Source organism: Desulfovibrio porci (genome assembly GCF_009696265.1).
Taxonomy (GTDB): domain Bacteria; phylum Desulfobacterota; class Desulfovibrionia; order Desulfovibrionales; family Desulfovibrionaceae; genus Desulfovibrio; species Desulfovibrio porci.
The window spans coordinates 107911-132454 of record NZ_VUMH01000004.1; the positions used below are offsets into that span (position 1 = coordinate 107911).

Annotated in this window: 16 protein-coding genes; 9 read left to right on the top strand and 7 right to left on the bottom strand. The window is 60.8% G+C overall.

Features of this window, described 5'->3' with window-relative positions:
• Positions 1 to 24: 24 nt before the first annotated feature.
• Complete coding sequence (gene speB / locus FYJ44_RS05520) at positions 25 to 978, top strand: agmatinase (RefSeq protein WP_154509953.1); 954 nt, start codon at positions 25 to 27, stop codon at positions 976 to 978.
• 80 nt (positions 979 to 1058) lie between these two features.
• On the opposite strand, the gene FYJ44_RS05525 is transcribed toward speB, so the two are convergent.
• On the bottom strand, positions 1059 to 1292 hold the full coding sequence (locus FYJ44_RS05525) for a molecular chaperone DnaJ (RefSeq protein ID WP_154509955.1): 234 nt from the start codon (positions 1290 to 1292) through the stop codon (positions 1059 to 1061).
• 307 nt (positions 1293 to 1599) lie between these two features.
• On the opposite strand from FYJ44_RS05525, the gene FYJ44_RS05530 reads away from it, so the two are divergent.
• Both FYJ44_RS05530 and FYJ44_RS05535 read left to right on the top strand, forming a co-directional pair.
• A complete protein-coding gene (locus FYJ44_RS05530; protein ID WP_154509957.1) occupies positions 1600 to 2289 on the top strand; it encodes a LexA family transcriptional regulator in 690 nt (229 codons plus the stop codon).
• 91 nt (positions 2290 to 2380) lie between these two features.
• Entirely contained in the window at positions 2381 to 2968 is a 588-nt protein-coding gene (locus tag FYJ44_RS05535; protein ID WP_154509959.1) for a lysozyme inhibitor LprI family protein, read from the top strand.
• A gap of 232 nt (positions 2969 to 3200) precedes the next feature.
• Here the strand turns inward: FYJ44_RS05535 and argF are convergent, their stop codons facing one another.
• From argF to FYJ44_RS05550, 3 genes are all read right to left on the bottom strand, one after another.
• Positions 3201 to 4223, bottom strand: coding sequence for an ornithine carbamoyltransferase (gene argF, locus FYJ44_RS05540; protein WP_154509961.1), 1023 nt, complete (start codon positions 4221 to 4223; stop codon positions 3201 to 3203).
• Positions 4224 to 4332: 109 nt separating this feature from the next.
• On the bottom strand, positions 4333 to 4881 hold the full coding sequence (locus FYJ44_RS05545; protein WP_154509963.1) for an N-acetyltransferase: 549 nt from the start codon (positions 4879 to 4881) through the stop codon (positions 4333 to 4335).
• A 79-nt stretch (positions 4882 to 4960) separates the two neighbouring features.
• Positions 4961 to 7228, bottom strand: coding sequence for a bifunctional diguanylate cyclase/phosphodiesterase (locus tag FYJ44_RS05550; protein ID WP_326833671.1), 2268 nt, complete (start codon positions 7226 to 7228; stop codon positions 4961 to 4963).
• Between the two features lie 371 nt (positions 7229 to 7599).
• Between FYJ44_RS05550 and FYJ44_RS05555 the strand changes: the two genes are divergently transcribed.
• A complete protein-coding gene (locus tag FYJ44_RS05555; RefSeq protein WP_154509965.1) occupies positions 7600 to 9030 on the top strand; it encodes a histidine-type phosphatase in 1431 nt (476 codons plus the stop codon).
• 508 nt (positions 9031 to 9538) lie between these two features.
• Positions 9539 to 10651: a pyridoxal-phosphate-dependent aminotransferase family protein gene (locus tag FYJ44_RS05560; protein ID WP_154509967.1), complete on the top strand. Its 1113-nt coding sequence runs from the start codon at positions 9539 to 9541 to the stop codon at positions 10649 to 10651.
• A gap of 81 nt (positions 10652 to 10732) precedes the next feature.
• On the opposite strand, the gene FYJ44_RS05565 is transcribed toward FYJ44_RS05560, so the two are convergent.
• Positions 10733 to 11749 (bottom strand): alpha-hydroxy-acid oxidizing protein, encoded by a 1017-nt coding sequence (locus FYJ44_RS05565; protein WP_154509969.1) that lies wholly within the window; start codon positions 11747 to 11749, stop codon positions 10733 to 10735.
• 470 nt (positions 11750 to 12219) lie between these two features.
• The gene (locus FYJ44_RS05570; protein WP_154509971.1) at positions 12220 to 12420 is read right to left on the bottom strand and encodes a hypothetical protein; all 201 of its coding nucleotides are present in this window, start codon (positions 12418 to 12420) and stop codon (positions 12220 to 12222) included.
• A 628-nt stretch (positions 12421 to 13048) separates the two neighbouring features.
• Here FYJ44_RS05570 and adhE point away from each other — a divergent pair.
• On the top strand, positions 13049 to 15667 hold the full coding sequence (gene adhE / locus FYJ44_RS05575) for a bifunctional acetaldehyde-CoA/alcohol dehydrogenase (RefSeq protein WP_154509973.1): 2619 nt from the start codon (positions 13049 to 13051) through the stop codon (positions 15665 to 15667).
• Between the two features lie 204 nt (positions 15668 to 15871).
• On the opposite strand, the gene FYJ44_RS05580 is transcribed toward adhE, so the two are convergent.
• On the bottom strand, positions 15872 to 18004 hold the full coding sequence (locus FYJ44_RS05580) for a methyl-accepting chemotaxis protein (RefSeq protein ID WP_268234061.1): 2133 nt from the start codon (positions 18002 to 18004) through the stop codon (positions 15872 to 15874).
• Between the two features lie 917 nt (positions 18005 to 18921).
• On the opposite strand from FYJ44_RS05580, the gene FYJ44_RS05585 reads away from it, so the two are divergent.
• From FYJ44_RS05585 to FYJ44_RS05595, 3 genes are all read left to right on the top strand, one after another.
• On the top strand, positions 18922 to 20028 hold the full coding sequence (locus FYJ44_RS05585; RefSeq protein WP_154509975.1) for a class II glutamine amidotransferase domain-containing protein: 1107 nt from the start codon (positions 18922 to 18924) through the stop codon (positions 20026 to 20028).
• The gene (locus tag FYJ44_RS05590; protein WP_154509977.1) at positions 20016 to 21647 is read left to right on the top strand and encodes a glutamate synthase-related protein; all 1632 of its coding nucleotides are present in this window, start codon (positions 20016 to 20018) and stop codon (positions 21645 to 21647) included. The genes FYJ44_RS05585 and FYJ44_RS05590 overlap by 13 nt, the downstream gene beginning before the upstream one ends.
• A gap of 90 nt (positions 21648 to 21737) precedes the next feature.
• Positions 21738 to 24035 carry an FAD-dependent oxidoreductase gene (locus tag FYJ44_RS05595; protein WP_154509979.1) on the top strand — a complete coding sequence of 766 codons (2298 nt, stop codon included), beginning with the start codon at positions 21738 to 21740 and terminating at the stop codon, positions 24033 to 24035.
• Positions 24036 to 24544 lie beyond the last annotated feature (509 nt).

Consider the following 24544-nt stretch of genomic DNA (forward strand, 5'->3'; position numbering starts at 1 on the left):
CATTCCACAGGAGGAATTTTGCCCATGGCCACTGTAGATTCCCTGCAATCCCCCCGCTTTTGCGGCATCCGCACCTTCATGCGCCAACCCTGGCACAACGATGCGGGAGACGCCGACGCCGTGGTGCTGGGCGTGCCCTTTGACAGCGGCGTCTCCTACCGGCCCGGCGCGCGCTTCGGCCCGACGGCCCTGCGCGAAGCCTCCACCATTCTCAAGCCCTACTGTCCGGTGCTGGACGTGGACATCAACCAGTGGCTCAACGTGACTGACTGCGGCGACATCGACACCATCCCCGGCTACATGGCCGAGAGCCTGGACAAAATCCGCGACGGGCTGATCCCCTTCTTCAAGTCCCGCGCCGTGCCCGTGGTGCTGGGGGGCGATCATTCCATCAGCCTGGGCGTGCTGCGGGCCGTCAAAGCCGCACGCGGGCCGGTGGCCCTGGTGCACTTTGACGCGCACAGCGACACCATCCCCGGCTATTACGGCAAGCCCTACAACCACGGCACGCCCTTTTACCACGCTCTCAAGGAAGGGCTGATCCTGCCGCAGCATTCCATTCAGATCGGCATTCGCGGCCCGCTGTACAGCCGTGACGCCCTGGCCTGGCCCAAAGAGCAGGGACTGCGCATCGTCATGGGCGAGGAACTGCACCGGCGGGGCCTGGAGGCCGTTGCCGCCGAAGCCCTGGAGCGGACGGCGCACTGCCCGGTCTTCGTCAGCTTTGACATCGACTTTCTGGACGCCTCTTGCGCGCCGGGCACCGGCACGCCCGAGGTGGAGGGCTTCAATACCTATGAAGGCCTGACTCTGTTGCGGACCATCTGCCGGGAGACGCGGACCGTGGGCATGGATCTGGTGGAAGTGCTGCCGGACAAGGACCCGTCCGGCATTACAGCCCTGGCCGGGGCTTCCATGGTTCACGCCTTTCTGGCCGCCCTGGCCCTGAAAAAATCGGCCGGACGTTCGGCTGCCTGAGTGCACGTCCGGATATTTTTGTGTAAAAGACCCCGGAATGTCGTGCATTCCGGGGTCTTTTACATACGCGCTACGGGCGCTTATACCTTGCCGCTGCCCTTGCAGACCGGACAGGGCGTGCTGTTGCCGCAGTGCGGACAGCTCACGGGCGTCACTTTGCCGTTGCCCCGACAACGGGGACAGGGCAGATCGCCGTATTCGGTCCGGATCACGCCCCGGCCGGTACACTCAGGGCACATGGGCCGGCGCTGGCCGTTCCAGCAGGCTCCGCAGGAAATCCTGCCGGTACCGTCGCATTGTTCACAGAGTTGCATGGCGCGCTCCTCTCAAGGGGGAAAAGGTTACAAAAAGGCGCGCGAAATACGGCCCATATGGACCGTCGCCCTCGCCGCACGGGCCTGGATAACCTGATGCATGTGGCATGGTCAATGCTTCGTCACTCCCCATCGCGAATTTTCCCCGACATGCCGGATCAAGCTTCAGTTTTTTACGAAGTAAAGCCCTTGCTATCAATAGTTAAGGTTGATATAATTCATTTAAGATTTACTTCAATCAACCTGAAAAAATGAGCGCATCAGTGTGCGCGCTTTCGCGCTTTACCGCAGGATCATGAGGTTTACCATGTCCGACAACACGTCTTTTTCCCAGACTCTGGCCCGGCTGCTGCAGGCTTTGGATGCCGCCAGCGACGCCGAACTGGCCCGCGCCCTGGGCATCACGCCCCAATCCGTGAGCGGCGCGCGCAAACGCGGCGAAGTGCCGCCGGCCTGGATTCAGGCCTGCGCCGCGCAGACCGGTGTCAATGCCCACTGGCTCTTTTTCGGCAGCGGCCCCATGCGCCTGCCCGAAGCCGCCGAAGGTGAACTGCCCAGCATACAGGAAGACTGCGAAACCGAGTTGATCACCATTCCGCTGGCCGAAGCGCGGTTATCCGCCGGAACCGGAAGCATGGAAGTCAGCGCCGACACCGAGGGCGGCTATGCTTTTCGCGGCGATTTTCTGCGCCGCAAGGGCAACCCCCGACGCATGGTGCTGATGCGGGTGTCCGGCGACAGCATGGTGCCGGAAATCTTTGACAATGATCTGGTGCTTCTGGACCGGGGCCAGACCGAAATCAGTCCGGGCCGTCTTTATGCCGTGGGCTTTGAGGACGCCATCTACATCAAGCGCATCGACAAACTGCCGGGCAAGATCATCCTGCACAGCGTCAATCCGGCCTATCCGCCGCTGAGTCTGGATCTGCGCGGCGACTGCGCGGACCAGTTCCGGGTCATCGGTCGCGTACTCTGGTCCGGCCGCGAATACCGCTGACCGGGATCCGGTTGCTTGTGTCCCTCCCTGCTCTCGGCTAGGCTGATCAACAGCGAAGACCGCAGCCGCGCCCACGCCGAAGGAGTTGTTCATGCTGAAATATTGTGCTGCTTCCGCTATCCCGGTTCCCCTGCTGCTTGCTTTGCTCTTGCTGGCGGGCTTCGGCTCCGTACCGGTTGTCGCCGCCGATTCCGGGCAGACCGCGCCTGTGGCGGCAACGCCCGAGGTTGCGCCTTCCGCCTCCGCTCCCACCACGCCGGACGCCGATGAACCTTCCGACGATGCGGCTCCGGATACGGCCGGAAATGAGGGCGGAGATGCGGAAAACGCCGCCGTGGTGGACCGGCTGCTCAGCCGGGATTACCATGTCTGCATGGACGCGGCGGCGGGCGTCACTGTCCCCATGCAGGACTGCATGAACGCCGAGGTGGAACGCCTGGAAAAGCATCTGGCCGAGCGGCGCGCCCGCCTTGTTCCCATGCTTTCCGAAGAACGGGCCAAAGCCCTGAATGACACGCTGGACGCCTGGGAGAGCCTGCGTAAAAACGGATCGGCCGCCATGTATGATCCCGAGGGCGGCACGCTGGCGACAGTGATTTCCGCCCTCTGGTATCTGGAGCAGACCGCGCGCATGACCCGCTGGCTGGACGACCTGGAGAAAAGCGTCAGCCAGCAGTAAACCCGGTCCGGCGGCGCGGAACGCGCTCCGCTCCGGAACCTGGCTTTTCAGCCTGCCTAGGCTCAGCCCCCATTAAACCGCCTGCTGCAAAGCTGCCTTTTTTCCATAACAGCGGAGTTGCAAAACAGAAATTGACCTTGCAGTGTGCCAATGCAGCTTCAGACAATTCCTGCTTTACGCCTGCCTGAAAAAATTCAGCTTTTCTCGGTCTGCGGTTTAATGGGGGCTGAGCCTAGGCCCGCTCGAAGACCAGCGGCTCTTCAGCCAGAGTGGCCACCATCACGGCCTTGATGGTATGCATCCGGTTTTCCGCTTCTTCAAAAGCCATGTTGCGTCCGGATTCAAAAACAGCGTCGTCCACTTCCATGCACTCAAGCCCGAAACGCCGGTAAATATCCTCGCCCACCACTGTGTCTCGGTTGTGGAAGCTGGGCAGGCAATGCAGGAACTTGCAGTCCGGATTGCCCGTCTTGTCCATGACGGCCATGTCCACCCGGTAGGGAGTGAGCAACTCGATACGCTCCTTCCAGACCGCGTCCGGCTCGCCCATGGAAACCCAGACGTCAGTGTAAAGGAAATCGCACCCCTTGACGCCCTCTTCCACGCTTTCGGTGCGCGTGATTTCGGCCCCGGTGTCCCGGGCGATATGCCGCGCCATTTCAAAGACTTCGTCCGAGGTCCAGAGGGCCTTGGGGGCCACGGAGCGGAAGTTTACGCCCAGCATGGCCGAACCGATCATCAGGGAATTGCCCATATTGTAGCGGGCGTCGCCCAGATACGCCAGGCATTGCCGGTTCAGAGGCTTGGGGCAGCACTCGCGCATGGTCAGCATGTCGGCCAGAAGCTGGGTGGGATGCCATTCATTGGTCAGTCCGTTCCAGACCGGCACGGAAGAGAATTCGGCCAGGGCTTCCACGCGGGCCTGCGCATAGCCCCGGTACTCAATGCCGTCAAAAAAGCGGGACAACACACGGGCCGTATCGGCCATGGATTCCTTTTTGCCCATCTGCGAGCCGGACGGTCCCAGATAGGTGACGTGCGCGCCCTGATCATGGGCGGCCACTTCAAAGGAGCAGCGGGTGCGCGTGGAATCCTTTTCAAAAAGGATCACAATATTTTTGTCCTTCATGAATTTGGGCTCGCGCCGCGCTTTCTTGGCAGCCTTGAGCCAGGCTGCCAGATCCAGAAGATAGGTCAGATCTTCCGGGGTGAAATCGATCTCTTTCAAAAAATCTCTGCGTTCCAGTCTGTTCATGCGCTGCTCCGGCCCATACGGGCGTGGGAAAGAGTGAAAAATGAAAACGGGGGCAAAGCCCCCCGGCGGCATGCCGCGCAAGCGTTTCCGCGCGCCGGGCGCGGCTCCGTCAAAGCATGCGGATCATGCCGATTTCGTCACAACGGTAAAACTTCGGGCACTTGCTGCACTCCACCCAGACGACGGGGGGCAGGCTTTCCCGCTGAAATTCCGTGAAGCCGCAATGGCTGAAAAAAGACTCGGCCAGGGTGAACACAAAAACCCTCGAAATGCCCAGACGGCGGCAACGCTCCACCAGAGCCTCCACCAGCCGTCTGCCCAGCCCCTGCCCCTGGCAGGCCTGATGCACGGCAATGGAGCGGATTTCCGCCAGATCCTCCCAGAGCACGTGCAGGGAGCCGCAGGCCACCACGATCTCCCGGTCGCTGTCCGCCGCCGGGGCCGTAATCACCATGTAATCCTGAATATGCTGGTACAGATACTGCGGCCCCCGCGCCAGCATGACGTTGGAGGAGGCGTACTGGTTGATCAGGGCCGACATGCCGTGCACGTCCCCCACCCGGGCGGGACGGATCTCCAGCGCGGACGCGTCGCTGATGCGCACGTCGGGAACAATGACAGTATCGCCGACGTCAAAGCGCGGAATGGCTATGGGCATTGTTTTTTACCTGTCGGTGTTTGCGGCCCGCCCGACCCACGGCGCGGAGGCGGCGCGGCCTGTGTGTGTCGGCGCGGGCTCAGGCCTGGGCCAGGGGCATGGCGCCGCCGCGCAGTTTATCCAGCAGAGAGTTGAATTCCGCCTCGGGCATGGGCCTGGCAAAGGCATAGCCCTGCACCATATTGCAGCCCTTGGCGCGCAGAAAATCCACTTGTTCGGCGTGTTCCACGCCTTCAGCCACCGTATTGATGCCCAGTTCCTGGGCCATGGCGATGATGTTGGACAGCACAATGCGCTCGCGCTTGAGGTCGCGGCTTTTGCGCAGAAAAAGCATGTCCAGCTTGAGCACGTCGATGGGCAGTTCCTTGAGCACGTTAAGCGAGGAAAAGCCCGCGCCGAAATCATCCAGGGAACAACGGAAACCGCGCTTCTGCAACTCCAGCACCATCTCCCGGAAACGCTCGTCGAACAGGGCCAGGGATTCCGTACATTCCAGCTCCAACAGGCCGTCGGGGATAGCGTAACGCTCCTTGGTGTTGCTGTAGTAGTGGAGAAAGTCGTCCTGCATGAGGCTCAGACGCGAGACGTTCACCGCGATATTCAGCGTGGGCCTGCCTTCCCTGATGCGCCGCTGCAGCCAGGCGCAGGCCCGGGAGAACATGTAACGGTCAAGCTGGATAATAAAACCGTTGCGCTCGAACAGCGGGATGAAATCGCACGGCGGCACCAGACGGTCGCCGTCATGCCAGCGCGCCAGCACTTCCGCGCCGTGGATGCGGTTGCCGTTCTGGATGTCGACCTTGGGCTGAAAATAGAGTTTGAACTGGTCGCCCTTCAGGGCGGCCTCCATCCGGCTCTCAATGTCCAGTTGGCGCAAGGCCAGGCCGCGCATATCCTCGGAATAGAACACGCAGGCGGCGGAGTTGCCTTCTTTGGCCGCGCGCAGGGCGATATTGGCCCGGTTGACCATGTCCATGAAGGAAACTTCCCCGGCCTGGGCCGTGTCCGTACTGTACACGCCCACATGCAGGGCCAGGGGGAAGGCGCGCGAAAGCCGGGCAGTGTCGCCCTCAATGCGTTTGCAGAGTTCCTGAAATTCCCGGGTGAATTCCTCCCGGCTGCGCATGGGCCGGATGCCCGCGAACTTGTCCGCCGAAACGCGGCAGCAAATGGCCAAGGGGCCGTCGCAGTCCGTCAGCAGTCCGGCGATGCGCACCAGCTCCTTGTCGCCCATTTCGTAGCCGAACATTTCGTTATAAAACTTGAAATTCTTGATGTCCGCATACCAGACGGCGAAAACCATGTCCGGATTGCGCCGCACCAGACCGGCGGCGTCCATTTTAAACCGGTTGACGTTGCGCACGCCGGTCAGGGGGTCCACAAAGGCCAGACGCTCCAGTTCGCCGCGATACCGGTTGCTGATGCTCCGTACGCGCCAGAGCAGAAAAAAGGACAGCAGCAGGGCCAGGCCGATAATCACGCACACGCTGAGCCACAAGGCATTGGGGGCCAGCGACAGCGCGGCCGCGGGCACAGTGCAGAGCAAAAACCAGTTGTTGACGCCCAGAGGCTCGTAGGCGGCAAAATGCTTCTCGCCTTCCGTAGTGTAGAAAAATACGCCGCGTTGGTTCTTTTGCAGATTTTCCAGCACTTGTTCCCGCGTGGTGTCTTCCAGAGAGCCGAGATGAAAAATATCCCCTTCCCGGCCTCCTGCGGTTCCGCCGGCTGTGGAACGCAGGACATAGGCGCCGCTCCCGTCAATAAGCGAGGAGACCCCCCTATTGTCAAAAAGGGAAATGCCCAGAATGTTCAGAAAGACATCCGCCGGATTGGCGGCCACAAGCACGCCGCGGATTCCGCCGTCACTGTCATGCACGGGCACCGCGCAGTAAGCCACGGCTCCGGGGCCGAACGAATTGTCGCGCACCTCGGAAAGCGCGGCCCTGCCCGCAAGAGCCTCCTGAAAAAAAGGCTCACCGGACAGATTGACGCCCCGGCGCAGTTCCCCGCCGATGTCCACAAGGTCCACCCGGCCGTCGCGCCCGGCCAGCCCCATACGCAGAAAGGCGTTATTGTCGTTGACTTCCTTCAGGGCGGGAAGGATTTCCTTTTCCGGCACATGACCGAGGCTGATAGCCACGCCGTGCAGGGTCTGAAAGTCCAGCGCGATCTGGCGTTGCAGCAGCGTCCGCAATTGATTCACGGTGTCATAGAGATAAAGCGCGTTTTCCCGTTCGTTCTGCGAACTGACCTGACGCAACAGGATCAGACCGCAGACGAGAAAGACGCCGCCGATCAATAAGCCCATCGCAAAGGTGCGCTTGATCTGTTCGGAACTGCTGAACACTGTTTCTCACCTGGAAATACGTTTTCTAAATAATTATTGTATCTTCTTTTCGTGAATTTCTCAAGCCCGCCCGGCGCCATTTCCCCAAACGCCGTCCAGAAGGGTGCACTCTCGAACGCCTTTCCGTTTATCCCCACTCCAGGCATCACCCTTTATTCCGGCCGCGGCAGCAGAGCATGGCGCTCGGCCGGCGCAACAAACCAGTTTGCCATAGCCGACGGGGCTTCGCCGCCTTACGGATAACAACAATATTGATGATGATTGATGACGCGGATGAAAGTCAAAAAAACAATCAGGTAGTGCCTCCCTGACGCCGTTGCCGTCGGCATGCTTTACGGCTATGCTCTTCCGCAGCATTAAGGAGAGATGTCATGCGCACCCTGCATCTGCTTTTTTTCAGCCTGGCCTGCGCCGTTTTCATGGCTTTCCCGGTCGGCAGCGCCGCTGCGGACGACGACGCCCGGCTGCTCAAGATAGTGGCCCTTTCCCGGCACGGGGTTCGCTCGCCCACGCAGGAACTGAAAACACTTTCTCTCTGGAGCGAACGCCTTTGGCCGCACTGGCCGGTGGAACGCGGCCATCTGACGCCGCGCGGCGCCCGGCTGGTCAGCGCCATGTGGGCGGATATGCGTGGCGTGCTGCTCAATTACGGCCTGCTGCCGGACGCGGCCTGCCCCCCGCCGGGTGCGGTTTTCGTGCGCGCGGACACTGACCAGCGCACCAGGGCCACGGCCCGGGCCCTGCTGGAAGGGCTGGCGCCGGACTGCGCGCAGGGCTACGCCGTGGCCGACGCCAAGCCCGATCCCCTCTTCCACCCGGTCAAGGCCGGCCTGTACGCTTTTGACCCCGCGGCCGCGGCCACGAATGTTCTGAGCATGACTGACGGCGGTCTGGATCGCCTTCAGGAGGATTTCGCGAGCCCGCTGGCCCTCATTGACCAGTTGAGCGCACCGCCTTCACCGGACCTGTGCAGCCGTTTCGGCCTGCCGCCGCAGTGCCGCCTTTCAGATATTCCCACTTCCGTGAGCGTTTCGCCGGAAGGCCGCAGCGTGGGTCTTACGGGCGGCCTGGGCATCGCTTCCAGCCTGGCGGAAATCTTTCTGCTGGAATACGGGCAATGGCCCGGCAGCCCCGCCGGCTGGGGCCAGGTGGACGGCGCAACCCTGAAGCAGGTGCTGCCCGTGCACAGCCGCATTTTCGATGTGGTCAACCGCGCCCCGCTGGTGGCCTGGGCGCGCGGCTCTTCCCTGCTCACGGAAATGGCCGCCGCTCTCACGGGCACGCATTATGACCAGCGCCTCAACGCGGCCTCGCTGGTGGTCTTCGTGGGGCACGACACCAATATCGCCAATCTGGGCGCGCTGCTGGGCGTCAACTGGCAGGCCAGAGGTTACCCGCCCAACGATATCCCCCCGGCGGGCGTTCTGTTTCTGGAACTCTGGGGTCAGGGCGACAGACGCGAAGTGCGGGTGCGCTTTTACGCACAGCCGCCGGAGGCCCTGCACGCGCCCTTTGCCGAAGAAAAGCTCCTGCTTTCCGGCGTTCCGTCCAGGCAGAGGGACGTGGCGAGCCCGGTCCAGTCACCGGACGTCCGGAACGAACTTCTGGCCGGGGACGAATCCTCTGTCGATCCGCGTCTGCACGCGCCGGCGGCTGCGGAGGTTTCCGCTCCGCCGGTAGTGGGCGCGGCCCGCTTTGAGCTTGCCGACTTCCGGCAACTGGTCCGTGAAAAAACAGCGGGCGCGCCGCTGGCCCCCCAGCAGGTTCCCCGGCTGCATCCGGGCCGGGAAGTCCGGAAATAACATATTGCGGGACGGCCATGCGCCAATCCTGGTTGTCCCGCCTGACGGATGCGGCATTGCGTTTTTTCTCCCGCTGGACAGTTGTTCAGTTTTGACGTAATGTTAGCTCACAACACAGCGTTCGACGGCGCTGTTTTTTAGCCCCGTAAATGTGAAAAAAATCACAGTAATATGAAAATCACAGATGTTGCGGGCCTGGTATTCTGGATTGTGTAGTCAATGAATATCAGTGACGACAAAACAGCGTCGCACGGAAAAGATGCCCGGCACTACAGTATTGCGGCAAAGCAGTGCTCGGACGGAGCGGAAAGCGTGCTTCCGGATACGCCCTGTCGGCACGGGCAGCGGCGTTTCCGCTCGAGAAGCCCACTGCGGATCCCTTTTACGCCTCCGCCCGGGTTTATTCCTTTGGATTAAGGATGTCGCTTTGCCGTCATGGACATTGTTGCAGTGCCGGATAGGAATTCTGAGCATCCGACGCACCGTACCCATAAACCAGGAGCTTGAAATGACCACTGTTTTCGGAGAATTGGATCATGTCCTGCTGATGGCCCCCGGCCCCAGCCCCGTCGCCCCCAATGTGCTCAAGGCCATGAGCATTCCGACGTTGGGGCATCTTGATCCCGACTGCATCAAAGTCATGGACGCCATGCAGGAACAGCTGCGCGCCGTGTGCAAAACCAAGAATGCCGTGACCTTCCCCATTTCCGGCACGGGCTCCGCCGGTATGGAAGCCACCTTCGTCAACTTGGTGGAGCGCGGCGACGACGTGCTGATCGTCAACAACGGCGTGTTCTGTTCGCGCATGGTGGAAGTGGCCAATCGGCTGGGCGCGCAGGTGGATGTGGTGGAATGTCCCTGGGGCCAGCCCATTGATCCCGCCGCCGTCAAGGCCATGCTGGACAAAAAGCATTACAAGATTCTGGCCGCCGTGCACGCTGAAACCTCCACCGGCATCAACAACCCCATCGCCGCCATCGGCGAACTGGTCAAAAACAGCGACACCCTTTATCTGGTGGACAGCGTGGCCGGCCTTGGCGGTGTGGACATGCGCGTGGACGAATGGGGCATCGACGCCTTTTACAGCGGCTCGCAGAAATGCCTCTCCGTGCCTCCGGGACTGGCTCCCGCGTCCTTCTCCGACGCGGCCATGGAAGCCATTGCCAAACGCAAAACCAAGGTGCCCAACTGGTACATGGACGTCTCCCTGATCCGCAAGTACTGGGAAGGCTCGCCGCGCGTGTACCATCACACCGCGCCCATCAACATGTACTATGCCCTGCATCAGGCCCTGGACAACCTGCTGACCGAAGGTCTGGACGCCGCCTTCGCCCGGCACACGGCCATGCATCAGCGCCTGAGCGACGGCTTGGCCAAACTGGGCTTCACCCCCTTCGTCAAGGAAGGCGGCGCCCCGCAGATCAACCTGTACCTGCCGCCCGCCGGCGTGGACGCCAACGCCCTGCGCGCCTGCCTGCGCAAAGAACACAAGATTGAAGTGGCTGGCGGCCTCGGCGATCTGGCCGGCAAGGTCATTCGCGTGGGCGTCATGGGCGAGGGCGCACGCGAAGAGCCCATCGACCGTCTGATCAACGCCGTCAAGGCCTGCCTGAACAAGTAACGTCCCGCTTTTCAGTGCGGACAAAGCGGCGGCATCGTCATGATGCCGCCGCTTTCACTTTTATGGCGAAACTCGTTCCGCTCAGGCCAGCAGATGCGGTCCGGCTTCCCGGACCGAAGCACAGCCCGTGAGCAGCATGCCCTCCGCAAGCTGGCGCTGCATGCGGGAGAGCAGCATCTGGACGCCCTCTTCCTCCCCGCCCATACCCGCGATGATGGCCGGACGCCCGATCAGCACGGCCCTGGCTCCCAGGGCCAGCATCTTGAGCACGTCAGCGCCGGAGCGCACGCCGCCATCCGCCAGCACGGTCATCTCCTTCACGTTCCGGACAATGGCGGGCAGCGCGGCTGCCGTGCCCGGTACGGCCTCAAAGGCACGGCCGCCGTGGTTGGAAACCACAATGGCGTCGCAGCCGCATTCCTCGGCAGCCAGCGCATCCTCCACGCTGAGCACGCCCTTGAGCATGAATTTCAGGCCCAGGGCATGCGTTTTTTCCACAATGGCGCTCAGTTCCGCCCGACTCTTGGGCGACACCGGGCGCTTGCTCTTGGCCAGGGCGGTGATGGCGGCGGTGTCGATGTCCATGCCCACCACCCGGCAACCGGCCTGGGCCACGCGCTCCAGGCGCTCGAAAAAAACGTCCCCGGCCCAGGGCTTGATCACGGGAATCCCCCAGCCTTCAACGGCCTCAACGGCTTTCAATCCGCAGTCGAAAGCCTCGGGCGTGCCGTCGCCGGTACAGGCGATGGTCCCTGCGGAGCGGGCTCCTTCCGTAACCACTTGAGCGAAGCGCTCTTCGGGAAGGCCCTTGCCCATATTAAAGGTCGTGCCCGCCAGGGGCGCGATAAGCACCGGCAGACTCAGGGGCAGACCCAGCACCTCGCAGGCGGTTTCCGGCGCGCGCACCTCGTGGATCAACCGCATCCTCAGACAGACTTTTTCCAGAGCGGTGATGTTGGCGCGGAAGGACGCGGCGGTGCGGATGCCGCCCATGCCCGGCAATTCTCCGGCACAGGCCCGGCCGTCGCAGTGAGGACAGACGCGGCAGGCGCCGTTCATACGCTCCCGCGCCTGCTGACGCAGTGTTTTCATATCCATGCGGACTTTCCTCCAGGGTTGCGGTGGGGAAGCGACCCGAATCCGGGGGGAGCTGACTCCGGCCGCCGCTCTGCTCCAGCCTGCCCCGTGTTGCGGGCAGACGATTTTATCAGCCATTAGGACAGGTTGCTTGAAGACGCCGTCCGTGTCAACGACCCGCGCGGCGGCTCCGCTCCAGCATAAAAGGCCCCCGGCATAGCCGGAGGGGCCTCCTGTGCGCCTGCCAGGCTTTTTTGCCGGAACACCCTGGCGGCATACTTATAGATCGACCTGACTATCTGGCCGAAGCATTATACAACACCGGAAAATGCACCAAGCACAATTGTGTTGCGACAGACGCCAATGCCGATGCTCCTTGACGAAGAATAGCCCTGGAGAGAAAAGGCCGGACAGGGAAATCCATCAGGGCAGGAGGGCTGTCAGATCAAGTCCGGACTACTCCCCTTCAGTCCTCCCCATATGCCGGTGAATCATCTTCCCTGTTGTGCAGGAAATTTTTTTGCAAATTCAAACACTTCACCAAATGTTTCATAATGCGCGGCCGCATAAGCAAAGAAAAAATCCTCATCACTGCAAGGACCCAGGCGGCACTGAATTTCTTCGCGCAATTTCTTGTCCATAAGAGCCGTTGCCGCATTAAAATCAATTTCCGTACCATGAGCGTTTAACATCACAATTCTCCGTGCTTATCCGCCAAAGCGCGCTCCAGTCCACCGCAATAAACGGTTATTGTTTTGTTGACCAGAACCGAACCTCCAGAGCAGAGCCCTACCGGTGGGGCGCTCTCAAAACTCGGCCAAGCTGCCTTGTGCTTGCGGTATTTGGCGTCTTTCTTTTTGAGATTCTCCCATTTCGTTGATTCCTTTATATATCTGCTCTGACCTTGTGAAAAGGTTTAATTTTTCACTTCCATATGCCGCTTGAAATACCGCCCAGGTCGAGCCTGCCGAAACAGGCCGGAGGGCGGTCGAAGGCTCCTTTCAGCCGGTTATGGGCAAAGCAGACATTACGGATGTAGAGAGCAGAAATACGCTCGTTCGTAACGGACGCGCTTGCGGGCACCCAGAGCAAGGCCGTACTCAGAGATATGAGATCAAGCCGCACGCTCACGCCACCCGCGCGAAAAAGGCTGATTTTGTAACTAACCGGCATGTTACAGAAAATTTGAAACAGAAACGCCTTTTTCTATCTGTATGACCTGAACCGGGCCTTGCCCTCCTCGCCACAGCGGGGCATGATGCTTATATGATTAGGAATAGTCCCAGCGATACCCCCTGAACCACAAGAATTGAGGCATATATGACCACAGCTACCCGACAACTGGACGAAATGATTGAACGCGTCCGCGCGGCGCAGGCAGTCTTCGCCCGCTACGATCAGAAACAGGTGGATGCCATCTTCCACCATGCGGCGGCCGCAGCCACGGCCAAACGCATCGCTCTGGCCAAAATGGCCGTGGAGGAAACCGGAATGGGCATTCTGGAGGACAAGGTGATCAAGAATCACTTTGCCTCGGAATACGTCTACAATAAATACAAGGACAGCAAGACCTGCGGGCTCATCGAAGACGATCCGGTTTCGGGCTATCGCGAAATAGCCGCGCCTCTGGGTCTGGTAGCAGGCATCGTGCCCACCACCAACCCCACGTCTACAGCCATCTTCAAGGCTCTGCTCTGTCTCAAGACCCGTAACGGGATCATCTTTTCCCCGCACCCGCGCGCCAAGCGCAGCACCAGGGCCGCGGCCATGATCATCCTGCAGGCCGCCGTGGAAGCCGGAGCCCCGGAAAACATCATCGACTGCCTGGAAGAGCCGTCGGCGGAGCTGACCCAGCACCTGATGAGCCATCGCGGCATCAATCTGATCCTGGCCACCGGCGGACCGGGCATGGTGCGCGCGGCTTACAGTTCCGGCACGCCGGCCATCGGCGTGGGCGCGGGCAATACGCCGGTGGTCATCGACGCCACGGCGGACGTCAAGATGGCGGTCAACTCCATTCTGCTCAGCAAAACCTTTGACAACGGCATGATCTGCGCCTCGGAGCAGACCGTGGTGGCCGAGGCCGACATTGCCGATGCCGTGCGGGAGGAGTTCATCAAACGCGGAGCCTGGTTCGCCGACGACGCGCAGAGCGAGGCTTTGGCCAAAACCCTTTTTGTGGACGGCGCGCTGAACAGCGCCATTGTGGGCCAGTCCGCCGTGAGCATCGCAGCCATGGCCGGGATCAGCGTGCCGGAGACGACCAAGGTGCTCATTGCCGAGCGCCCGGCGGTCAGGCCCGATGATCCTTTTGCGCATGAAAAACTCTCGCCCGTGCTGGGTTTTTACCGCGTAGCGGATTTCCGCACGGCTGTGGATACGGCCCAAAGTCTGGTGTTGCTGGGCGGGGCCGGGCACACCTCGGTGCTCTATACCCGCGAAAGCAACGCGGCGCACATCCAGGCCTTTGAGGAGACCATGACCACCGGGCGGGTGCTGATCAATATGCCCGCCTCTCAGGGGGCCATCGGCGACGTTTACAACTTCCGCGTGGCGCCGTCCCTGACCTTGGGCTGCGGCAGCTGGGGAGGCAATTCGGTCAGTGAAAACATCGGGGTAAAGCATCTTATGAACGTCAAAGCTGTGGCCTGCCGCCGTGAAAATATGCTCTGGTTCCGCGTGCCGCCCAAGGTCTATTTCAAGCTCGGCGCCCTGAGCCCGGCCCTGGAGGAGTACAAGGACCGCCGCAGGGCCTGCATCATTACCGATACGACCATGGAAGAACTGGGGCACGTGCGCAAGGTCAGCGAGGTGCTGGAGAACATGGGCATGGAAGTGCGGGTCTTTTCCGGCGTGCAGCCCGACCCGGACATCGCCACGGCCCGAAAGGCCCTGAACATGGTCAACGCTTTTCAGCCGGACATGTTCATCGCTCTGGGCGGCGGCTCACCTATGGACGCGGCCAAAATAATCTGGCTGCTCTATGAGGTGCCGGACATCAGGTTCGAGGACATCGCCCTGCGCTTCATGGACATCCGCAAGCGGGTGGTTTCTTTCCCGGATCTGGGCAAAAAGGCCGTGATGGTGGCCATTCCCACCACTTCGGGCACCGGCTCGGAGGTGACGCCCTTCGCTGTGATCACCGACAGCCGCACCGGCGTCAAGTACCCGGTCGCCGACTACGCCCTGACCCCGGACATGGCCATTGTGGATCCGGAATTCGTCATGGACCTGCCGCCCTCGCTCATCGCCAACGCGGGCCTGGACGTGCTGACCCACGCCATTGAGGCCTATACCTCCACTCTGGCCACCAATTTCGCCGACGGCCAGGCCATGGAGGCCGTGCGCCTGGTCTTCAAGTATCTGCGCCGCTCCTATGCCGGTGGCGAAGACCGCCTGATCCCGCGCGAGAAGATGCACTACGCGGCCACCATAGCGGGTATGGCCTTCGCCAACGCCTTTCTGGGCGTCTGCCATTCCCTGGCGCATACTCTGGGATCTTACTTCCATGTGCCGCACGGGCTGGCCAATGCCATCATGCTGTCCTATGTCATCGAATACAACGCCACGGACACGCCCACCAAACAGGGCATGCTGCCCCAGTACAAATATCCCTGGGTCAAGGGCCGCTATGCCCGCATGGCGGACATGCTGCATCTGGCCGACGACGTGGAAGGCGACGGGCCCGAGGCCCGCGCGGAAAAGACGGCCCGTCTGGTGCGGGCTATCGAGGCTCTCAAGTTCGATCTGGGCATCCCGGCCTCACTGCGTGAAGCCGGGATCGCGGAAGCCGATTTTCTGCAAAAGCTGGATGAAATGGCCGAGCAGGCCTTTGACGACCAGTGCACGGTTTCCAATCCGCGCTACCCGCTGATTGCGGAACTGAAGGAGCTGTACCGCAAGGCCTTCTACGGCGAGCCGCTGGCTGCCATGGCCTGAGAGGCGGAGCAACGCATTTGTTAGAGCGTGTTGCATTTGAAAAGCGCGACGCTCCGGCGGTTGCGGGAGCGACCGAAGGCGGCCCATAGGGCTCCTTCAGCCGTTTTCGGGCAAAGCACGCATACGATAAAGAGAAAGGAAAGGGCGCACTCCCGGACAGGGAGTGCGCCCTTTGGCGGTCAGAAGAAGAACGCCCTAAGTCTGTTAGGCTTTTTTCATTTCCTGAATCAATCCAGTAAGGGACTGCGCCTGCGCGGCCAGATCAGCCACGGCCTTGGCGGCTTCCGCCATGGCGCTGGCGGTTTGCCGGGACATGTCGTTGACCGTGCTGATGGAACGGTTGATTTCCTCACTGGCGGCGGATTGTTCCTCGCTGGCGGTGGCGATGGCCTGAATCTGGTCAAAGGTGCCGTTCGCCGTGCTTACAATTTCCTGCAGGGCCGCGCCGGACTGGTGGGCCAGGTCCGTGGCATCAGCGATGCGCGACACCGCGTTGTCCACGGCGTCCATGCTTTTGGCCGTGCTTTCCTGAATGGCCTGGATGGCGTTGCTCACATCCTGGGTGGAGGACATGGTTTTTTCGGCCAGCTTGCGCACTTCGTCGGCCACCACCGCGAAACCGCGTCCGGCCTCGCCGGCCCGCGCCGCCTCAATGGCCGCATTGAGGGCCAGCAGATTGGTCTGGTCCGCAATATCGGAAATAACGCTCATAATCCGGGTGATGGCCTGCGCATGCGCGTTCAACTGCTCCATCTCTTCTTTCAGGTGCATGGATACTTCCTGAACTTCGCCAATGCTCTGCACCACATCCTGCACAACCTGCGAGCCCGCCTCGGCTCTCTGCCTGGTGTCGCTGGAAGCGCCGGAAGCGTTGCTGGCATTCCTGGCGACTTCCTGAACCGTGGCATTCATTTCGTTCATGGCCGTGGCCGCTTCGGAAAGATGCTGCGCGGACTCCGCGGCGGTTCGGTCCGACTGCTCAATCTGGGAGGAAAGCTCAGCGGAGGCGGAAGAAATGACGTCCACCATGCCTTCCAGTTGTCCGGCGGCAGCCAGCATGCCTTCCCGTTTGGCGTTTTCGGCCCTGCGGGCCGCCTCTTCCGCCCGGCCCATGGCTTCCCTGGCTTCTTCCGTGGCCGTCTGAGCCTCTTGGGATTTCCGCTGGGCCTCGTCAATGTTCTCCTTCAGACTGGTCACCATCTGGCGCAAGTCATCCGCCAGCATGCCGAGTTCGTCACTGCTGCGCACATCCAGGGTTCTTTCCAGGTCGCCGCCGGCAACAGCCTTGGCGAATACCTGCGTGGTCACCAGAGGTTTGACGATCATCCGGGTGATAAACAGGGAGATGCCGACGCCAAGAACCATGACGCCGATCAGAATCATGATGGTCTGCGTTGTGGAGGCGCTCAGCGTTTCCTCGGCTCTGTTCACCTCTTTTCTGGTATTGTCGGCAACGGCCTTACTCAGATTGAGAGTCTGCTGTTTCAGACTGTTGAACAAATCGGCTCTTGCCTTAGAAGCCTCCAGCAATTGCTCATGTATTTCCAGTAACAGATAGATTTGCTTTCCCAGGCTCTGAGTTGCGGCGATGGAATTTTTCAACAGGTCGCGGTATTCCTGTTTGTCGAATTTTTCCTGCAACTTTTCCAGGTTGGCAAGAATGCTCTTGAAATCCCCCACGATCTCGCCAAGCAGCTTCTCGTCGTTGTTATTTTGGGCAGTCAGCACTTTCTTGATGAGGTTGCCCACATTCGTGAGCTCGGCGGAAACCGAGGTCATATGCTGGGCATATGAGGCGGCCAAGTTGGTCTGCCCCGCTTCCATGAGCTGACGCAACTCTTTGCCCAGAGCCCTGATAAGCGTTTCCATGCTCACTTCAGCGGCCTTGCCCGCCTGAAGCCCGGTAATGTTGTTCGCCTGGATTTTTTGAATCAACGAAAAGCAGGAGCGCATATACCCCAGATACGTTTCCAGATCCTTGGGGAATTTGTCCAAAAAAGCGGCGCTGTCCGGATAGGGATTTTTATTTTGCAGTTCTTGCAGCTTTACGATGTCGGCTTTGATGATTTCAGTTTGTTTTTCAAGATTTTTTATGTCCGCATCGTTTTTGGACCCCTCAAAGATAAAATACAGGCGGGCATATTCCAGAACATCGCTTTCCAGCGAAGAGGCCACCAAAAAACGCGGCACACGGTCTTCGCTGATGTTTTTCGAGGTTTGCGCTCCATCCCGCATTGCGCTGACGGCAAGATAGCCCAGCACAAGCGTCAGCAGCAAAATGACACTGAATCCTCCGCCGATTTTCTTTCCTACAGTCACATTAAGCCTCCTATACATCCTCGCTGTGAATTAGGCCCAATCTTCATTAAATCGCCGCGGCAAAGCTGTCTTTTTCCACCCGGCGCGCGGCAAAGAAAAAATCGGTCTGGCGGTATGGTCAGTGTGACAGCCGTTGGCGCGCCAGGGCTTCCGGATACCGGCCGCGATTTCCCTGGACAGCGTTCGACGTGACCAATGGTTGCGCTTTATCCGCAGCTTCCTGCGCAGCGACGGCTAAAGACAACTTTTCCCAATTTTTTTTGCGCATTGCCTGTCAAAAAATTCAACTTTTCGTGGTCGGCGTTTTAACGGGGGGGGGCCGAACCCAAAAAGTGTGGAGCGGCGTCGCTCCTAGCCGCCCTCCAATCCGCCCTTCCGCTTCAGGCATATCATTAATACGCAATACCGGGACGATCACGGGCATACAGACCGCGCATGGATGACAGCAATTAATTTATCGACAATATTCAGCCTGATATTAGCGTCATTCAGGACATATTTTCTTGTTTTAATAAAAATATATTTTTTGGTAAAAAAAATTTGATATCCTGTCATGAATTAAAGAGCAAAAAATCCTTATCAAAGCGGACGCGATAGCGCAACCGTCGGTGGAGGAAGAAGCATGCCTTTCTGACAGGTTTCCGCTACGGACGGACATTTTATGCTTGCTCACCGGTATGCTTTATTGCTAAATTGTCCTCCCCCCCTCCATCAGGCCGGAAACCGTCGCCAGAACGGTTTCGGCGGTCTTGCGGACCGTCTTTTGGCCAGCCGGTGCTGCCGGCGAGCAAACCTTCGCGCCTCCTTAACGGGAGCGCCCGCGAAGCCGTGTGAATTCACGCCCCCCCTTACCCGGGAGCTTATGCCGACGCTACGGCGGGCCGCGCATTGCGGACCGGCCTCTGCCTGTGGCGCTTTTTCGAGGTGGAAAAATTATGTGCAGAATCGGTTCCATCAAAAGCAGGACGCCGGTGCATCCTTCCGTGGCGCTCAACCTGATGCTGCCCCAGCAGGAAGGGCACGACAATTCGGGTTTTGCCATGGTCATGCAGGATCTGGACGGCGTTTTCAGCGAGTATAAGGACAAGCCTCTGCTGTCGCTGGCCTGTACGCCGCGGGGCGTGCAACTGGTCAACGACTATATGGAGGAAAAGGGTTTCGTGCAGGTGGCCCAGTGGGTGCCCGAGATGGACAAGCGCGATGGTCTGAAAATCGAGGCCATGCCCTGTTATGTCTTTCGTAACTATGAGTATCCTCAAAACTATCTCCAGCGCAGCCGGAAAGAGCGCGAAGACCTTCTGCTGGACACCCGCTTGGCCCTGCGCGCGCTGCTGGAAGAAGGCAATAACGGCTTTGTCTATTCTTTCTGGCCCGATGTGCTGACGCTCAAGGAAATCGGCGACCCGGCGGACATCGCCGCCTATTTCCGGCTCTGGAACGACGACGGCCGCCTCACGGCCCGCAACATCGTGACCCAGTGCCGTCAGAACACCAATTACGATATCGTGCGCTACGCGGCCCATCCCTTCTTTTTGCAGGGTTACACCCTCTGCGCCAATGGCGAAAACACCTTTTTCACCAAGAACAAGGAATTCCAGAAGTCTCTGCACCGGGGCTACATCGGCTTTGAATCCGACTCCCAGAACTTCCTCTACACGCTGCATTACGTGCTGCATGAACTGCAATGGCCCATCAAGTACTACAAGCACGTCATCACGCCCCTGCCTTTTGTGGAGGCGGAAAGGCGCGACGACCGCAAAGTGCTCAGCCTGATCCGCGAATCACTGGCGCACCTGGAGATCAACGGGCCCAATTCCATCATCGGCCTGCTGCCCGACGGACGGATGATCACCTGCTGTGATTCCAAGAAGCTGCGTCCCGTGGTGGTGGGCGGCGACGACAGCATGGTGGCCGTTGCCTCGGAAGTCTGCGGGCTGAACGCCATTCTGCCCGACCGCGACCCGGCGGGGGACATCTATCCCAATGAACGGGAAATGGTGGTCATTGACAACGATCTGGCGGTGCGGCGATGGAATCAGTAAAAACTCAGGACGTCAGCGTCAACGATCTGAACTGGACCATTGAGTACCACGCCGAGCGCTGCACCATGTGCGGCTCCTGCGTGGCGGCCTGCACCTTCAACGCCATTGAGGCCGGGGTCTCGCACCGCAGTGTGACGGTTTCGCGCAAGGCTTTTCCGGAGCCGGAGGCGGAGCATCTCGCCCTGCCTGTCATCAGGCAAAAGCCCGTCATTGAGCAGGCCTGCGTGGGCTGCGGCATGTGCGAAAAGGTCTGCCCCAACAAGGCCATCCGGCCCGTGCGCAATCCGGACACCCGTTTTCCCGTACTGGCCCGCGCCCACGGCCCCATCAAGCGCGGCGGGCGCAGCAACCTGCCCACGCCGCGCACCCTGGACGCCATCGTGGTGGGCCGCATCAGCCAGATGACCGACCCGTCCCTGGATTCGGAGCGGCATACCTTTGACATCCGCTCACCGCTGGGCCGCGTGATGCTGGCCCGGGAGCTGCCCCTGCGCGTGGACGGCGAGGATCTGGTGCTCGACGGGCGCACCCCGCCGGTACACTGGATCTACCCGGCCATCTTCAGCGACATGAGCATCGGCGCGCTGTCCGCCAGAGCCTGGGAAGCTCTGGCCCTGGCCACGGCCTACCTCAACGAGAAGTGCGGCATGCCCGTGCGCATGAGCTCGGGCGAGGGCGGCATGCCCATCAAGCTGCTGGAGTCCGAACAGCTCAAATACATGATTCTGCAGATCGCTTCCGGCCATTTCGGCTGGAACCGCATTATCAAGGCCATGCCCCGCATGAAGGCCGACCCGGCGGGCGTGCTGATCAAGATCGGCCAGGGCGCCAAGCCCGGCGACGGGGGGTTGCTGCCCGCCGCCAAGGTGGCCCCGCACATCCAGGCCATTCGCGGCGTGCCCAAGGCCACCCTGCATTCCCCGCCCAACCATCAGGGTTTGTATTCCATTGAGGAGTCGGTGCAGAAAATGCACCTTTCGCTCAACGCGGCCTTCGGCTTCCGCGTGCCCGTGGCCATCAAGTGCGCGGCCTCGTCCACCTCGGTGTCGGTATACAACAATCTGCTGCGCGATCCTTACAAGATCTGCGGCGGCTTTTTCATCGACGGCATCCAGGGCGGCACGGGCGCGGCCAACGAGGTCTCCCTGGAGCACACGGGGCATCCCATCGTCTCCAAGCTGCGCGACTGCTATCAAGCGGCCGTGGCCCAGGGCCTGCAGGGGCAGATCCCCCTCTGGGCGGGCGGCGGCATCGGCATGACCGGCAATGCGGCGGCCGACGCCTTCAAGATGATCTGCCTGGGGGCCAACGGCGTGATTCTGGGCAAGATACTGATCCAGTTGATGGGCTGTGTGGGCAACGAGCACGGCCGCTGCAACGCCTGCAATACGGGCAAATGCCCCACGGGCATCTGCACGCAGGACCCGCGCCTGGTCAAACGCCTGGACGTGGACCGGGGCGCGCAGAACATCGTGGACTACATGCTGGCTTTTGACGCTGAACTGCGCAAACTGCTGGCCCCGGTGGGCAACAGCTCCCTGCCGGTGGGGCGTTCCGACGCCCTGGTGTCCACGGATCGGGCGGTGGCGGACAAGTTGGGCATTGCCTACGCTTGTTAGAGCGTTGTGCTTTGTAAAAACAAAACGCTCTGACGTCTGCGGAAGAGGACGCCTGCGGCGAGTTGTTCTAGATATAGCCAGGAGATAGCCATGCTGCGCGTAAGCACGGTGCACGATCACGAACGCATGTCCACCCAGGATCTGCTGCTGTCCATTGAGGCGGCGGTGGAGCGGGGCGAGACTGATTTTTATATTGAGGCCTCGGGCCAGCACGACATCGGCGGCCCGCTCTGGAACCGGGACGGTAAAAAGCTGACTTTCAGGGTCAGCAATCCCGGCCAGCGCGTGGGTTCCATGTGCCTGCCCGACACGGAAATAGTTGTGGAAGGACCGGCCCCGGCCGACGTGGGCTGGCTCAATGCCGGCGGGCGCATTGCGGTGCGCGGCGACGCGGGTGATACGGCGGGGCATTGCGCCGCCGCGGGCAAGGTCTATATCGGCGGCCGCGCGGGCACGCGTTCCGGCTCGCTCATGAAGCACGATCCGCTCTACGAACCCCCGGAACTCTGGGTGCTCAAAAGCGTGGGCAGTTTTTCCTTTGAGTTCATGGGCGGCGGCAAGGCCGTGGTCTGCGGCCATGAAAGCGAAGCCCTGCCCTCGGTGCTGGGCGAGCGTTCCTGCGTGGGCATGGTGGGCGGCGTGGTCTATTTTCGCGGGCCTGTGGGCTCCCTGCCGCCGGACGTGCGGGTGAGCCCCCTGGATGAGGACGATATGGCCTGGCTTGATGCCGGTCTGGACGATTTTCTTCAGGCTGTCGACCGGCCGGGACTGCGCGAAGAGCTTTCAGTCTGGAAACACTGGAAAAAGATCACGCCTCTGCCGTTTGAGGAACGCGAACACGAGGAAGTCCCCAGCCTTGCCCGGTTCCGGGCCACGGAATGGGTCAAGGACGGCATTTTCAGCGACGTCTGCCCCGACGATTTCGTGGTCAACGGCCTGGTGGCGCGCGGGGATTACCGCCTGCGCGTGCCCCTCTGGGAAAATGCCCGTTTTGCCGCACCCTGCGAATTCCACTGTCCGGCTTCCATCCCGAGCCAGCGCCGCTTCAATTTGCTGCGTGAAGGCAAAGTGGATGAAGCCTACCGGCTGGTGCTGGACTACACGCCTTTTCCCGGCTCGGTCTGCGGCAGCGTCTGCCCCAATCCCTGCATGGAAAACTGCACGCGCAACGAGCTGGACAGCCCTGTGCAGATCGGCAAGCTGGGCTCCTGTTCGGCGGATATCAGGCTGGAAAAGCCCGTGCAGCGCAGCGGCAAGCATCTGGGCGTCATCGGCGGCGGCGTGGGCGGTCTCACGGCTGCCTGGCAACTGGCCCGCATGGGACACGAAGTCACGGTGTACGAGGCGGACGCCCATATGGGCGGCAAGCTGGAGCAGGTTATTCCGCGCGAACGCCTGAACCACGATCTGCTGCTCAAGGAACTCAAGCGCATTGAGGACATGGGCGTGCATTTCGTGACCAACCATCCGGTGGACGCCGAGCGCTTCGCGGAGCTGCGCAAAAAGCATGATGCCCTGATCGTGGCCACGGGCGGACATGTGCCGCGCATCTTCCCCTGGCCCGGGCATGAACGGATCGTGGGCGGCATTGACTTTCTCAAGGCCGTAAACCGGGGGCAAAAGCCCGAGGTGCCCGAAAGCGTGGTGGTCATCGGCTGCGGCAACGCGGGCATGGACGCGGCGGCCGGGGCGTTTGCCATGGGCGCGCGCGAGGTGACCTGCATCGACGTGCAGCGTCCGGCGGCCTTCGCCCACGAGATCGCCCATATCGAAAACCTGGGCGGTAAACTGCTCTGGCCGGTGCAGACCAGGGAAATCACGGACAACGGTCTGATCACCCAGGACGGCACGCTGATTCCCGCTGAGATGGTCATCATCACCATCGGCGAGTCGCCGGACCTTTCCTATCTGCCCGAAGGACTGGAGAAGTTCCGCGACTGGCTGGTTCCCAAGGCCGATCTGAGCGTCATGGACGGCGTATTCGCGGTGGGCGACGTGATCAAGCCCGGTCTGCTGGTCCATGCCATCGGCACAGGCCGCCAGGCCGCGCTGGCCGCCGACGCCTGGCTGCGCGGCGAGAGCCCTGTGCCCACGGACAGGGAACAGGTGCCGTCCCGGCGGCTGCACACGGCCTATTTCGCCAAATGCCACGGCCGGGAGCTGCCGCAACCGCGGGAGGATTTCGAGCGTTGCGTCAGTTGCGGCACCTGCCGCGACTGCAAGATGTGTCTCATGTCCTGCCCGGAAAAGGCCATTGACCGCAATGAGTTGGCCGAAGGCGGTTTCGAATACGTTTCCGACCCGGCGCGCTGCATCGGCTGCGGCATCTGCGCAGGCGTCTGCCCCTGCGGCATCTGGAGCATGAAGGCCAACTGGGCCATGGCGTAGCGGCTGTGAATTGTACGATCCTTTCACGGGCAGGCCCGGAGTTTCGGCTCCGGGCCTGTTTTATGCGCCGTGTTATCCGCCAGGGCAGACGCATCTGATTTTAGTTTTGCCGATCTCTTATTTGTCGTGATTATCCGTCAAAACCAGCCTTTTCGGCGCGGGCGGCGTCATCTGGCGCTTTTTGCTGCTCACGTACTTGAGTACATCTCTGCTCTCGATGCCCGTAAGCTCGCTAGGTTCGCCAACGGGCACGGCCCTTTGGGCCGCCTTCCGGTCGGTTTCCGCGCAAAAAGCGCCATTTTCCTTGCCCGCGCCGAAAAATCTTGCTTCAGCCGTTGCGACGCAGGAGCTTTAGCCGTAGGCGAGCTTGTGAGCCGTACGGATAAAGACAGCACTGCCAGCTACGGCTGAAGACAGTAATTAGTTACACGAAATTGTGTCCAAGGAAGTCACTGTCGCTATCCGTAGCGATGCTGTCTTGTTCCGTAATATGGCTTCGCCGTGAACGG

Excerpts from the sequence above, each read along its gene's own strand:
- FYJ44_RS05545 (WP_154509963.1), bottom strand. The coding sequence starts at position 4,881 with ATGCCCATAGCCATTCCGCGCTTTGACGTCGGCGATACTGTCATTGTT.
- FYJ44_RS05535 (WP_154509959.1), top strand. The coding sequence starts at position 2,381 with ATGCTGAAATATTGTGCTGCTTCCGCTATCCCGGTTCCCCTGCTGCTT.
- FYJ44_RS05570 (WP_154509971.1), bottom strand. The coding sequence starts at position 12,420 with ATGTTAAACGCTCATGGTACGGAAATTGATTTTAATGCGGCAACGGCT.
- adhE (WP_154509973.1), top strand. The coding sequence starts at position 13,049 with ATGACCACAGCTACCCGACAACTGGACGAAATGATTGAACGCGTCCGC.
- FYJ44_RS05590 (WP_154509977.1), top strand. The coding sequence starts at position 20,016 with ATGGAATCAGTAAAAACTCAGGACGTCAGCGTCAACGATCTGAACTGG.
- FYJ44_RS05555 (WP_154509965.1), top strand. The coding sequence starts at position 7,600 with ATGCGCACCCTGCATCTGCTTTTTTTCAGCCTGGCCTGCGCCGTTTTC.
- speB (WP_154509953.1), top strand. The coding sequence starts at position 25 with ATGGCCACTGTAGATTCCCTGCAATCCCCCCGCTTTTGCGGCATCCGC.
- FYJ44_RS05525 (WP_154509955.1), bottom strand. The coding sequence starts at position 1,292 with ATGCAACTCTGTGAACAATGCGACGGTACCGGCAGGATTTCCTGCGGA.
- FYJ44_RS05530 (WP_154509957.1), top strand. The coding sequence starts at position 1,600 with ATGTCCGACAACACGTCTTTTTCCCAGACTCTGGCCCGGCTGCTGCAG.
- FYJ44_RS05595 (WP_154509979.1), top strand. The coding sequence starts at position 21,738 with ATGCTGCGCGTAAGCACGGTGCACGATCACGAACGCATGTCCACCCAG.
- FYJ44_RS05560 (WP_154509967.1), top strand. The coding sequence starts at position 9,539 with ATGACCACTGTTTTCGGAGAATTGGATCATGTCCTGCTGATGGCCCCC.
- FYJ44_RS05585 (WP_154509975.1), top strand. The coding sequence starts at position 18,922 with ATGTGCAGAATCGGTTCCATCAAAAGCAGGACGCCGGTGCATCCTTCC.
- argF (WP_154509961.1), bottom strand. The coding sequence starts at position 4,223 with ATGAACAGACTGGAACGCAGAGATTTTTTGAAAGAGATCGATTTCACC.
- FYJ44_RS05565 (WP_154509969.1), bottom strand. The coding sequence starts at position 11,749 with ATGGATATGAAAACACTGCGTCAGCAGGCGCGGGAGCGTATGAACGGC.
- FYJ44_RS05580 (WP_268234061.1), bottom strand. The coding sequence starts at position 18,004 with ATGTATAGGAGGCTTAATGTGACTGTAGGAAAGAAAATCGGCGGAGGA.